Source organism: Erwinia phyllosphaerae, assembly GCF_019132875.1.
Classification (GTDB): Bacteria; Pseudomonadota; Gammaproteobacteria; order Enterobacterales; family Enterobacteriaceae; genus Erwinia; species Erwinia phyllosphaerae.
On record NZ_JAHSPF010000011.1, the window covers coordinates 78,774 to 90,210 of the forward strand.

Below are 11,437 nucleotides of genomic sequence, written 5' to 3' on the forward strand. Positions count from 1 at the left end.
TTTACCTTATCAGGCCGTCAAAGGCTGCTTTACGCCTTGTTTGATTGCCGGGCTTTCTTCCCGCAACATGCCATAAATCGCGCAGTCCCAGCGTTCGTCGCCAACCGCCACGCATCGTCTTTGCACGCCTTCCCGCATAAAACCCAGCTTCTCATAAGTTCTTATCGCCGCAGCGTTGAAGGTGTAAACGCGCAGTTCAATACGCTCAATGGCTTCCTGTCTGAAGGCGGTAGCGATAAGCTGTTGCAGCATTTTTTCTGCCAGTCCTTTTCCTCGCATCGCCGGATTCACCACCACGCGGCACACGCATGCCAGATGGTTATCCCAGTCAAACCCCAGCTGTGCCACAACCGCCAACTCTTCGTTAATCCGACCGGAGAAAGTCAGCAGGCGAGCGGGCTGCTGCTGACCGGAATCCAGCAGCGTGGCAAGAAAAGTGTCGTCCAGCGGCCAGGCAACGCCAGGACCGGCCCACTGCGTAACGTCTGCCTGTGAGGAAAACCAGCCGCTTAAGGTAAAGCGGTCTTCGGCGGTGAAAAAGGCGATCTGCATAAAACTCTCCGCTTGCGGTAAAAAAGTGGGTGGCAGAGAAATGAGATTAGTTCATTCGTCAGCGGCTGGCACCGTTGCTGGCGAAGCATTGTTATTCCGCATCGGGCATGGTTTTTTCTGTTTGAACTGTCGATTACCGCAGGCGGCTTAGTTTACAAAGAGCAATGTGCTTGATGACCACAATTTTCGGCGTCGGCAACAATTGTTTCCTGATGGAAACAATGAGCGCAATCACCCCTTTACTGTTGCGAAAAATACCTGCGGCGTTAGGATGAATTTATCCGGTCAGCGGGCGCTGTTATTTACGGGCTACCCTTAGTGAGCTGACCCACAAATTCACTTTTTGATACGCAGGTGCAACCATGAGCAACAAGACGATTCAGTGGAACGGTGGCTTACAGCCAGAAGCGGTTAAAATCCTGTCTGCCGAAGGCGGCATGATCGTTTGCCCGACTAAAGTGGGCTATATCATTATGACTTCTGACGCCAAAGGCTTAGAACGCAAGTTCGATGCCAAACAGCGTAACCGCAACAAGCCAGGCGTAGTGCTGTGCGGCTCACTGGAGCAGCTGAAAGAGCTGGCGCAGCTGAATCCGGAAATTGAAGCGCTGTATCAGCAGCACTGGGACAAAGATGTCCTGCTGGGCTGTATCCTGCCGTGGAAAGAAGAAGCCGTGGCGCGTATTCCGGAAGACGGATCGAAAGAGTTGATGATGGATCGCCGTCAGACCAGCTGCTTCGTAATTAAATTTGGCGTACCCGGCGAAAACCTGGCGAAAGAGCTGTGGGAAAACCACGGTAAGTTCTCTTTTGCCAGCTCCGCTAACCCGTCGGGTAAAGGCAACCGTGGCCTGGTTGAAGGTATCGGCGAGCGTATCGAATCCCAGGCGGATCTGATTATCGCGGCCAACGATTATGTAAAATCTATCCAGCCGAACGAGTCCGAAAAAACGCGCTACGAGCAGGGCGTTATGGTGGCGATGGTAGATGAGAACGGCAAGCTGGTACCGGAGCAGAAAGGCGAGCGCAATATTACCCCTTGCCCGGTGCTGATTCGCAAAGGTCTGGACGTGGATAAGATTATGTCCATGCTGTCAGATATCTTTACTACGTGGGATTACCGTCACGGTAACTACTACTAAATTGACAGGGCGGAACTCTGGTTCCGCCTTTTTACCGTAGCGCCTTCTGTAGCGCGGCGATAAACAGCCTGACGCGCGGCGAAATTAATCCGTTATCCTTTGTCAAAATCCAGGATTTATAAAGATCCATTTCCCATTCCGGCAGTACCCTACTTAGCTTTCCCTCTTCTACCGCCTGCAAAGCAATATAGTCCGGCAAATAGGCGATACCCGTTTGCGCTACGGCGGAATTGACCAGTGCGGTACTGTTATTGGCCCGAAAGCGGCTGCGAACTTCGATATCCCGCTTTTGCTTCTCCTTACGGAAAGGCAGCGAGATGGTGTGGGCGGGGCCGCGAAACAGAATAAAATCGTGTCGCGAGAGATCTTCCGGCTTGCCGATGGGGTTAAAACGCGCCAGGTACTCCGGCGCGGCGTACAGTCCCCAGCTGATATCCATCAGCGGCAGGCAGTGTGGGTGTTCCGGCCTGTCGCGTCGGATCACTACCGCCAGATCGATATTATCATCCACCAGATTGACTGGCCTGTCGGTCAGATCGAGATCGACGCTGACGTGCAGGTTATTTGCCACAAACTGGTTCAGCACCGGCACGATACACTGGCAGCCAAAAGTCACTGGCGCGACGACGCGCAGGCTTCCCGTTGGCTCTTCATGGAACTGGCGAATAAACAGATCCGCGCTTTTCACTTCGCTAAGGATGCGGGCGCAGTAGTGGTACCAGGTCATGCCGACTTCGGTGACGGCAATTTTGCGCGTGGTGCGCTGCAATAGCTTTGTGCCAAGACGAACTTCCAGCGCGGAAATCTCTTTGCTTACCGCCGACTTGGAAATCCCCAGCCGTTTTGCCGCTTCGGTATAGCTCAGCGTCTCTACCACGCGGGCAAAGATAATCATGGCGTGCAGATTTTCGACGTCGCTCATGCTAGCGGGCAGAGAGGGCCAGCGCGCTGCCCGCAAAAACAAACAGGCTACCCACGGCGCGATTCAATAAACGCAGGCGCGACGGGCTGGCGAAAACGGCGGAAAGGCGTCGACCGGCGCAGGCATAGGCGAACATCAGTCCGCAGTCGGTGACCGCCCAGGTCACGGCCAGCGTGGCGAACTGCACCGCATGAGGCTGGCTGGCATCAACAAAATTAGGAAACAGCGCGGCAAAGAACAGCAGGTCTTTGGGATTGCTGATGCCAACCATATAGCCTTTACGGAACAGCTTCAGCATGCCGGGCATTTCCTGCGGCTGGCCGGAAAGCACCACCGCTTCCGTGGGCGTCTTGTTGCGCCAGGCGCAGATCCCCAGCCAGATCAAATAGGCGGCGCCAACCACTTTCAGCACGATAAACGCGGTCGTGGAGGCGGCCAGAATGGCTCCTAATCCCAGCGCGGAAGCCGTCATTAACGTCATCGCCGCCATCACGCCGCCGGTTACCGTCGCCAGCGCGCGTCGGCGTCCATAGCGCAGGCCGTGCGTCATGCTGATAAGGGCAGAAGGGCCGGGCACGGCGATCAGCACCGTGATAATGCCGGCGTAGGCCAGCCAGAGATGAAGCGACATGACAATATTCCTTGAACGGTCATCCTGACGTGGCAGGATCCTTACGAGTGGCCGTAGCTTAATGGTTGAACAGAGGGAAGTAAATTGAGCAAAAGCGGACAGGGGCGGAGAATGCGAGCCGCCCCGTAAAATTAGCGTACTTTTTTGACCAGCACGGGGATCTGGCGCAGTTTATTGGCTAACACCAGACCACCCAGCAGCATGACCGCAATAAAAGCGGAGACGCCGGCCCAGCCATAACCGTGCCAGAAAACGCCGCCCAGCGTCCCGGCAACGCTCGACCCCAGATAGTAGAAGAAAAGGTAGAGCGACGAAGCCTGACCGCGTGCGCGGCGGGCGCGATGGCCAACCCAGCTGCTGGCAACCGAATGCGCGGCAAAGAAGCCTGCGGCAAACAGCATCAGGCCCGGCAGCACCAGCCACAGCGTAGTGAACTGCGTGGCGATCAGGCCGGTTAGCATCAGCAGTAATGATGCCATCAGCACTACGCCGCGTCCGTAGCGAGCCGTCATCACGCCTGCCTTTGGCGAACTGTAAGTGCCGGTCAGGTAAACCACGGAAAGCAACCCTACTACCGTCTGGCTCAGCGAGAAAGGCGCGGAAAGAAAGCGATAGCTGACATAGTTAAACAGCGTGACAAAACTGCCCATCAGGATAAAGCCGACTATAAACAGCATCGGTAATCCCATATCTCGCCACTGAAACATAAAATTGATTAAAAGCTTACGCGGATGCAGCGAGCTGGCGCGGAAATGTTGCGAAGGCGGCAGCAGGCGGAAAAAGAGGATGGCGGCGGTCAGCGCAAACAGCCCCACCACAAACAGTGAAACGTTCCAGGAGAAATGGTCTGCCAGCATCCCGGTCGACAGTCGGCCAACCAGCCCACCGATTGAGTTACCGCTGATATAGAGCCCCATTGAAAAAGAGAGAAATCCCGGATGCAGCTCTTCGCTAAGCCAGGTCATGGCGACGGCCGCGACGCCGCTCAGCGCCAGGCCAGTCAACGCGCGCATGGTCAGCACGCCTTCCCAGCTGCTCATCGTGGCGCAGATTAGCGTAAAGAAGGCGGCCAGCAGCAGAGAAACCGACATAACCGACTTCCGGCCAATCGCGTCCGACAGCGGGCCGGTTACCAGCAACCCCAGCGCCATCATCGCGGTAGTCACCGACAGCGACAGGCTGCTTTGCGCTGGCGTCAGATGAAAGCTTTGTGAAAATACGGGCAAAATCGGTTGCACACAGTAGAGAACGGCAAAGGTGGACAGCCCGGCGCAAAAAAGCGCCAGCGTGGCATGCATAAATCTGCGGGTGCCTCGCATAATATAGGTTTTATTTATATCAGAACTATCGACGGGAGAGACGAGACTGTCATCATCTGTGAGACTTTCCGGGTGCAACGCCACGGACTTATTTACTACCGGTGCCACGAGAATTCCTTAGTTGTATTTAAAAGATTGGCTGGCTATTAGATAAAGTTATTACGAGCGGCAATGTTCAGCGCGCTGACGCGCAATAGTATTCTGCTGTTTAAATATAATGTAAATGAGAAAGTGAATTATTTTTACAAACGGGCGGTAGAAAAAATCGGGCATGCTGGCAGGCAGGTATCGCCAGGCGCTGTAATGGCAAAAGCCAGGCCTGGCCGCAGTTTATCGGCGGTGATTCAGGTTTTTTTACTTTTTTTATTATGGTTAATAATCACACAAATCAGCTGGCTTGTTTCATTTTTATCTGAAATGCAAATTTGGTTTTAAGCGCCGGGAATATTTTTTATAAGGTGAGGGAATATCTTTATAGCCTTTTCTGTTTATCTTTTGAAATATCATTTTATAGCCTGTCATATTATTTCAAATTTGCATTATGAGACCGGAGTACTACACTTATCCTTTACGCAAAATAAACCGAACATAGCGTTGTCAATCATCGGCATCAGGAGGTTTTTATCGCTTTTAATCAGAACGACCTGACAGTTGACAATAACCTGGCGGATTATGAAGCTTATTATTACGACTACGAAACGCCGGATACGACGATTGAGCCTCAGCCCGAACCGATCCACGGGCTGCCCGCGCCAGATATCCTGACGCCTGCCGATCGCTATCAGGAGCTTTTCGAAGCGGTGCAGAGCGCCAGGATATTTACCGACAGTAAAACCTTTGCGGACTGCGCGCCCAAAATTGAGCCAGAACGGATCCTTTATCGCTACTTTATCCAGCGCGAGCGGGAAGACTTTAACCTGCTTGCCTTCGTGCTGGAAAACTTCGATCTGCCAAAAATTAACGACAGCCGTTATGTGGCCGATCCGCAGAAAAGTATGGGCGAACATATCGACTCGCTGTGGCCGGTACTGACGCGTAAGCCAGAAAAACATTCTGAATTCTCTTCGCTGCTGCCGTTACCGGAACCTTATGTGGTGCCTGGTGGAAGGTTTGGCGAGACCTATTATTGGGACTCTTACTTCAGCATGCTGGGTTTTGCCGCTGGTGGTCAAAGCGAACTGCTGCGACAGATGGCGGACAATTTTGCCTGGATGATTGATACCTATGGGCACATCCCTAACGGCAACCGAACTTATTATTTGAGCCGATCGCAGCCGCCAGTCTTCGCCCTGATGGTTGAACTGTTTGAAAAAGATGGCGTTAAGCCCGCGCACCGCTATCTCAAGCAGCTGAAACGCGAATACGCTTTCTGGATGGACGGCATGGATTCGCTAATGCCAAATGAAGCCTGTCGCCATGTAGTGATGCTGCCCGATGGGTCTGTCCTGAACCGTTACTGGGACGATCGTGATACGCCGCGTGACGAATCCTGGATTGAAGACGTCGAAACTGCAAAAAATTCGGCGCGGCCTTCCAGCGAGGTTTATCGTGACCTGCGCGCTGGCGCGGCTTCCGGCTGGGACTTCTCATCGCGCTGGCTAAGCGAAGCCGGACGACTGGAAAGCATTCAGACCACCAGCATTGTTCCAATCGATCTGAACGCGTTTCTTTATAAACTGGAAACAACGATTGCCCGGCTGTCGGCCAGCAAGAACGATAACGCCACCGCCGAGCTGTTCCAGCAGAAAGCGATACGCCGTCGCAAAGCGGTAGATAGCTGGCTATGGGACGCGCAGGCGGCGCTTTACCGCGACTATAACTGGCGTCAGCGTGAGAAAGGTGCGTTTTCGGCAGCGGCGGTAACGCCCCTTTACGTGGGCATGGCCAGCCTGGAGCAGGCAGTCTCTACGGCTGCGGCTATTCGTTCACACCTGTTAGCGCCCGGCGGCGTGCTGACCACGGTAGAAGAGACGGGTGAACAGTGGGACAAGCCTAACGGCTGGGCGCCGATTCAGTGGATGGCGATTAAAGGGCTTAATAATTATGGCGAAGAGTTACTGGCGAAAGAAATTGCTGCACGTTGGCTACAGGTGACGGGGGCGACCTATCATCGTCATCACAAAATGGTAGAGAAATATAACGTCGCCGGACGGGCACCGGTGCTGGCGGGCGGCGGTGAATATCCGTTACAGGATGGTTTTGGCTGGACTAACGGCGTTACTCGTCGTCTGTTAGCTATGTATCCGGATGCCGCGCCACAACGCTAGTCCTGCCTGTAATGTTATTTCTTGCTACCTGAAAGCCTTCATAACGAAGGCTTTTTTTCTGTGCGCCACACTGATTAAATGGAAAAAATATGCCATAACTATAAATATTGAACTTTATTGACCATTAATAACAAGGAGAAAACAATGCGAATTGGATTAGTAGGTTACGGAACGGGCGGACGCCATTTTCACGCGCCGTTTATCGAAGCGGCCAAAGGTGTTGAGCTGGCCGGCATTGTAGCCCGCGCACCGGCCACCATTGAGCGCGTAAGAGCCGATTTCCCGGACGTGCCCATTTATAAGAGCCTGACTGACCTGCTGGCCGCCGGGGTGGATATCGTCACTATCACTACGCCGCCGCAAACCCGCCGTGAGCTGGTGCTGGAAGCCATAGCCGCAGGCGTGGCGGTTATCGCCGATAAACCTTTTGCGCCGGATGCCAAAACCGGGCGAGAACTGGCGGCGGCAGCGAAAGCCAAAGGGGTGGTGCTGGGGGTTTATCACAATCGCCGCTTCGATGCCGATATCCGCACGCTGCGTACCCTGCTGGAGCAGCAGCGCGTAGGTCAGCTGTGGCGTTTGCATAACCGTATGGATATGAACGAACCGCATACGCTGGAAGGCGGCGAAACGGGCGGACTATTGCGCGATCTGGGTAGTCACCTGATAGATCAAAATATCTGGCTGCTGGGACCGGTAAAGTCGGTTTTTGCTCAGCTGGACCGCGTGGAGCGTCCGGAAGGCGAGACTGATGCCAGCTTTGTGATTACCCTTGTGCACACCAGCGGCGTGCATTCACATATCTCTTCCAGCAAGATCAATTACCTTGCCGGACGCGAATTACGTATTTATGGCGATAAAGGCAGCTATCAAGCCAACAGTACGGACGTGCAGGCGCAGGCGCTTTTTGCCGGTAAGCGTCCGGCAGAGGATGCGGCTGGCTGGGGGTTTGAACAACCTTCGCACTGGGGCACGCTGTATACTGCCGAGGGCGAAGAAAAAATTCCTTCCGAGCAGGGCTGTTATCACGCTTACTACGAAGCCTTTGCCGAAGCCGTTAAAAACGGTAGCGAGCCACCGGTCACGGCGGAGCAGGGGATCCTTACGCTGGAAGTGCTGGATGCCGCCTTACTGAGCGCCAGAGAGGGGCGGCTGGTAACGCTGGCTTAGCTTTGCTCAGCGTCGGCAGAAACGTCGCCTCGGTTATCGATAATCTGATGTAGATTCTCTTCGAGCCAGTCGGCAAGGCCAATAATCCTCTCGCGCGCTTCCTGGCCCAACGGTGAAAGCTGGTACTCGACGTGCGGCGGGATGACTTCATATGGGATGCGCTTTACGAAGCCATCCTCTTCCATCAGGCGCAGCGTCTGCGCCAGCATTCTTTCGCTAACACCGCCGATTTTGCGCCGCAGTTCACCAAAGCGCAGCGTGTTGCCATCCAGCGCAATCAATATCAGCAGGCTCCAGCGGCTGGTCAGGCGCTTCAGCACCTCACGGGAAGGGCAATCACGGTTTAACAATTCGCCCCGGCGAAATCTGGCGCCAGGTAAAAGATCTTTTTCCATACTAACAAACCTGTAAGTACTTACTTTCGGTAAGTGTATAGCATAGGCTGATCTGACGCAATTCTACGGCATGTCGCCGTAGTTAACTTTCAAGAGGAAAAAATCATGATTGCAGTCACCGGTGCTACCGGCCAGCTTGGCCGCCTGGTTATTCACGCCTTATTAAAAAAAGTGTCCGCCAGTGAAATCGTTGCCGCCGTGCGTTCGCCAGAAAAAGCCGCCGATTTGGCCGCGCTGGGCGTGCAGGTTCGCCAGGCCGACTATACGCAGCCCCAGACGCTGCTTAGCGCTTTCAGCGGCGTAGATAAAGTGCTGCTGATCTCTTCTAACGAAATAGGCCAGCGCGAAGCGCAGCACAAGGCAGCAATTGATGCGGCCAAAAAAGCGGGCGTTAAGTTGTTGGCTTATACCAGCCTGCTGCACGCTGACAGTTCGGTAATGGGGCTGGGCGGAGAGCATCGCGGCACCGAGCAGGCGTTAATAACCTCCGGCGTGCCCTATGCCATTTTACGTAACGGCTGGTACAGCGAAAATTATGCGGCCAGTATTGCTCCCGCGCTGACGCACGGCGCTTTTATTGGCGCGGCGGGAGAGGGGAAAATCGCTTCGGCCAGTCGTGAAGATTATGCCGAAGCGGCAGCAGCGGTGCTGACGGCTGATGACAGCGCAGGAAAAATTTATGAGCTGGCAGGCGACAGCGCCTATACGCTGGCGCAGTTTACTGCTGAAATCGCCAGCGCGAGCGGCAAAGAGGTGAGCTATGTGAATCTGCCGCAGGCGGATTTTGCCGCCGCCTTAAAAACAGCGGGATTGCCGGAGGCGCTGGCCGAGATGCTGGCCGATTCAGATGCCGGTGCGGCCAAAGGCGCGCTGTATGACGAGAGCCATACGCTGAGCAAGCTGATTGGCCGTCCGACCACGCGCTGGCAGGATGTAGTCCGGAATTTTGTTGCTAAGATTTGAATGGCTGCAAGCCTGGCGTAAGGCCGCCAGGGCTATAAAACGACACAGAACGGCTTAAGAAAACACGCGGATTTTCTTTTGCCGTTTCTGCCATACCCACAGCAAAAAAATAGCCGTAACGGCGATAAGAGCCGCGCCTGTAAAGATGCGCGAAAAGCTGCCCGGGATCAGGGCCAGAAATGAGGAAAGAAACTGTCCGGAAAAAATGGCCATGGATAAACCGGCCAGGTTTTTCCCTCGTACGTTAACCGGGCTGTGCTCTACGACCATATGGTTAACCAACGGCACCGACAGGCCAAAGCCGCAGCCCATCAGGATTGCGCCAGCAATCAGCTGTAGCGTGCTGTTTGCCGTGGCAAACAGCAGATGCGCAATAGCATAAGCAGCAAAAGCGCTATAGAGCGTGCCGTACTCTCCCAGCCTCTTCACGCCGCGCGGCATTATCCAGGCGGCACCCACGGCAACCAGCGAAACAAAAGAGAGAAAATAACCGGTTTCGGCCTCGCTGAACCCCTGCGCGTGCAGATGCAGCGGCAGCACGATCACCGCAGTAAAAAAGCAGACCATAGAAGAGAGCGCGGCTACAAAAACGGGGCGGAGCGAACGGGCCGGCACGCTATTTTTGCCAGCTTCGTTTATCGTCTCTTCCTGCGGCGGCTGGGGAACAAACAGCAGCAGCATCGCGATAAACAGCCAGGCAAAAAGATACAGTGCAAACGGCCAGCGCCAGCCCAGCGTTGCCAGTAGTCCACCAACAAACAGAAACAGGACGCCACCCAGCTCGATCGACATGCCTTGCAGCGCGATCATTTTCAGCCGTTGCCCGCCGCTGAAAAAGCTGGAAAGCAGGCCGGTTCCGGCAGCCATGACCAGCGCCGTCGCGCCGCCAAGCAAGAAGCGATCGGTAAAGACCAGCCCTGGCCCGTGCAGAAAGGAGCCGGCCAGGCCAAGCAGGCCATAGCTGAATAAGCCCACTAGCAGCGCCCGATAAAGTCCGGCCCGCGCGATAAGCCGTGCTGCCAGCGGCCCCAGCAGCACAACGCCAAGCGAAGGAAGCGTGACCAGCCAGCTGGCGGCATCAGGTACGCCCAGCCGTGCGGCAATGGAAGGCAGGCCCGGAACGATCACGCAGCCGACCATAATCGTCAGGCAGGCAATGGCCAGCAGCGTAAAGGATCCCACAGCAGAAAGCTTTTTCATTGGTTTCTTCACCTCTTCAACAGATATCCGTATAGTGGTTTGATTGTCCACATAGTGGTTGAAGTGTCAGGCGAGTAGAAGGCATTGTCAATCGGCGATCTTTGACGGATTGGCGCGATCGCCAGGATCCCCTTGTGCTAATTGCTTAATCTTTTTGACAAAGGCGGTCAAATATCTTCACTATCGGGCGAGCGCATAATCTTGCACTATCCTTAAACACTCTTTGTGGAAATAAGGATAATCGGCATGTCATTAATCAAAAAAGTTACCCTACCGTTATTAATCGGCACGGCATTATGGTCACAGTTCTCTGCTGCGGCTCCTGTAAACTATGCCATGGACACGGGCCACACTTCCGTCGTGGTTTCCTGGACCCATTTTGGTTTCTCTCATCCAACGGCCGATCTTTCCGGTATCACCGGTAACATTGATTTTGATGCCAGCAAAGTTAGCGACTCTAAAGTTGACGTAACGATCCCGGTTAACAGCATCGATACGCACGTAGACAAGCTGACCGAAGAGTTTAAAGGCGCGGACTATTTTGACGTGACCAAATACCCGAATGCGACCTTCAAAAGTACCAAAGTGGTCAGCACCGGTAAAAACAAAATGGACGTGCACGGCGACTTGACCATTAAAGGCATTACCAAACCTGTGGTTCTGCACGCGGTGCTGAATAAGCAAGGTATGCACCCAATGGTGAAAAAAGAGGCAGTGGGCTTTGATGCCACCACTACCTTTAAGCGTTCTGACTTTAAGCTGGATAAATATGTACCGGCTGTCAGCGACGATGTGAAGCTGACGATCACCACCGAAGCTTACGCGAAGTAATCTTTGCGCCCAAAGCCTGCCCGATGTGGGCAGGCTTTACGCGTT

The 11,437-nt window shown here is 54.2% G+C and carries 12 protein-coding genes; 6 read left to right on the forward strand and 6 right to left on the reverse strand.

The annotated features are described in order from the left end of the window. Nucleotides 1-9: 9 nt before the first annotated feature. A complete protein-coding gene (locus tag KUE00_RS17825; protein WP_246761337.1) occupies nucleotides 10-552 on the reverse strand; it encodes a GNAT family N-acetyltransferase in 543 nt (180 codons plus the stop codon). A 362-nt stretch (nucleotides 553-914) separates the two neighbouring features. On the opposite strand from KUE00_RS17825, the gene KUE00_RS17830 reads away from it, so the two are divergent. Continuing rightward, on the forward strand, nucleotides 915-1,694 hold the full coding sequence (locus KUE00_RS17830; protein WP_246761338.1) for an L-threonylcarbamoyladenylate synthase: 780 nt from the start codon (nucleotides 915-917) through the stop codon (nucleotides 1,692-1,694). A gap of 31 nt (nucleotides 1,695-1,725) precedes the next feature. Here KUE00_RS17830 and KUE00_RS17835 read toward each other — a convergent pair whose 3' ends face one another. From KUE00_RS17835 to KUE00_RS17845, 3 genes are all read right to left on the reverse strand, one after another. After that, on the reverse strand, nucleotides 1,726-2,616 hold the full coding sequence (locus KUE00_RS17835; protein ID WP_246761339.1) for a LysR family transcriptional regulator: 891 nt from the start codon (nucleotides 2,614-2,616) through the stop codon (nucleotides 1,726-1,728). A 1-nt stretch (nucleotide 2,617) separates the two neighbouring features. Then, nucleotides 2,618-3,247: a LysE family transporter gene (locus tag KUE00_RS17840; protein WP_246761340.1), complete on the reverse strand. Its 630-nt coding sequence runs from the start codon at nucleotides 3,245-3,247 to the stop codon at nucleotides 2,618-2,620. Between the two features lie 131 nt (nucleotides 3,248-3,378). After that, a complete protein-coding gene (locus KUE00_RS17845) occupies nucleotides 3,379-4,674 on the reverse strand; it encodes an MFS transporter (RefSeq protein WP_246761341.1) in 1,296 nt (431 codons plus the stop codon). 63 nt (nucleotides 4,675-4,737) lie between these two features. On the opposite strand from KUE00_RS17845, the gene KUE00_RS17850 reads away from it, so the two are divergent. The 3 genes from KUE00_RS17850 to KUE00_RS17860 all read left to right on the forward strand — a co-directional run bounded on the left by KUE00_RS17850 (nucleotide 4,738) and on the right by KUE00_RS17860 (nucleotide 8,003). Beyond that, entirely contained in the window at nucleotides 4,738-5,001 is a 264-nt protein-coding gene (locus tag KUE00_RS17850; RefSeq protein ID WP_246761342.1) for a hypothetical protein, read from the forward strand. Between the two features lie 188 nt (nucleotides 5,002-5,189). Next, nucleotides 5,190-6,833: an alpha,alpha-trehalase TreF gene (treF, locus tag KUE00_RS17855; protein ID WP_246761402.1), complete on the forward strand. Its 1,644-nt coding sequence runs from the start codon at nucleotides 5,190-5,192 to the stop codon at nucleotides 6,831-6,833. 144 nt (nucleotides 6,834-6,977) lie between these two features. Next, nucleotides 6,978-8,003, forward strand: coding sequence for a Gfo/Idh/MocA family protein (locus tag KUE00_RS17860; protein WP_246761343.1), 1,026 nt, complete (start codon nucleotides 6,978-6,980; stop codon nucleotides 8,001-8,003). Here the strand turns inward: KUE00_RS17860 and KUE00_RS17865 are convergent. Then, nucleotides 8,000-8,398, reverse strand: a complete 399-nt coding sequence (locus KUE00_RS17865; RefSeq protein ID WP_246761344.1) for a winged helix-turn-helix transcriptional regulator — start codon at nucleotides 8,396-8,398, stop codon at nucleotides 8,000-8,002. The two genes, KUE00_RS17860 and KUE00_RS17865, sit on opposite strands and share 4 nt — an antisense overlap. Before the next feature lie 105 nt (nucleotides 8,399-8,503). Between KUE00_RS17865 and KUE00_RS17870 the strand changes: the two genes are divergently transcribed. Continuing rightward, complete coding sequence (locus KUE00_RS17870; RefSeq protein ID WP_246761345.1) at nucleotides 8,504-9,361, forward strand: SDR family oxidoreductase; 858 nt, start codon at nucleotides 8,504-8,506, stop codon at nucleotides 9,359-9,361. Nucleotides 9,362-9,415: 54 nt separating this feature from the next. Here the strand turns inward: KUE00_RS17870 and KUE00_RS17875 are convergent, their stop codons facing one another. Beyond that, nucleotides 9,416-10,561, reverse strand: coding sequence for an MFS transporter (locus tag KUE00_RS17875; protein ID WP_246761346.1), 1,146 nt, complete (start codon nucleotides 10,559-10,561; stop codon nucleotides 9,416-9,418). 246 nt (nucleotides 10,562-10,807) lie between these two features. On the opposite strand from KUE00_RS17875, the gene KUE00_RS17880 reads away from it, so the two are divergent. Next, a complete protein-coding gene (locus tag KUE00_RS17880) occupies nucleotides 10,808-11,392 on the forward strand; it encodes a YceI family protein (RefSeq protein ID WP_246761347.1) in 585 nt (194 codons plus the stop codon). Nucleotides 11,393-11,437 lie beyond the last annotated feature (45 nt).

Excerpts from the sequence above, each read along its gene's own strand:
- KUE00_RS17825 (WP_246761337.1), bottom strand. The coding sequence starts at position 552 with ATGCAGATCGCCTTTTTCACCGCCGAAGACCGCTTTACCTTAAGCGGC.
- KUE00_RS17830 (WP_246761338.1), top strand. The coding sequence starts at position 915 with ATGAGCAACAAGACGATTCAGTGGAACGGTGGCTTACAGCCAGAAGCG.
- KUE00_RS17835 (WP_246761339.1), bottom strand. The coding sequence starts at position 2,616 with ATGAGCGACGTCGAAAATCTGCACGCCATGATTATCTTTGCCCGCGTG.
- KUE00_RS17840 (WP_246761340.1), bottom strand. The coding sequence starts at position 3,247 with ATGTCGCTTCATCTCTGGCTGGCCTACGCCGGCATTATCACGGTGCTG.
- KUE00_RS17850 (WP_246761342.1), top strand. The coding sequence starts at position 4,738 with ATGTTCAGCGCGCTGACGCGCAATAGTATTCTGCTGTTTAAATATAAT.
- KUE00_RS17860 (WP_246761343.1), top strand. The coding sequence starts at position 6,978 with ATGCGAATTGGATTAGTAGGTTACGGAACGGGCGGACGCCATTTTCAC.
- KUE00_RS17865 (WP_246761344.1), bottom strand. The coding sequence starts at position 8,398 with ATGGAAAAAGATCTTTTACCTGGCGCCAGATTTCGCCGGGGCGAATTG.
- KUE00_RS17870 (WP_246761345.1), top strand. The coding sequence starts at position 8,504 with ATGATTGCAGTCACCGGTGCTACCGGCCAGCTTGGCCGCCTGGTTATT.
- KUE00_RS17875 (WP_246761346.1), bottom strand. The coding sequence starts at position 10,561 with ATGAAAAAGCTTTCTGCTGTGGGATCCTTTACGCTGCTGGCCATTGCC.
- KUE00_RS17880 (WP_246761347.1), top strand. The coding sequence starts at position 10,808 with ATGTCATTAATCAAAAAAGTTACCCTACCGTTATTAATCGGCACGGCA.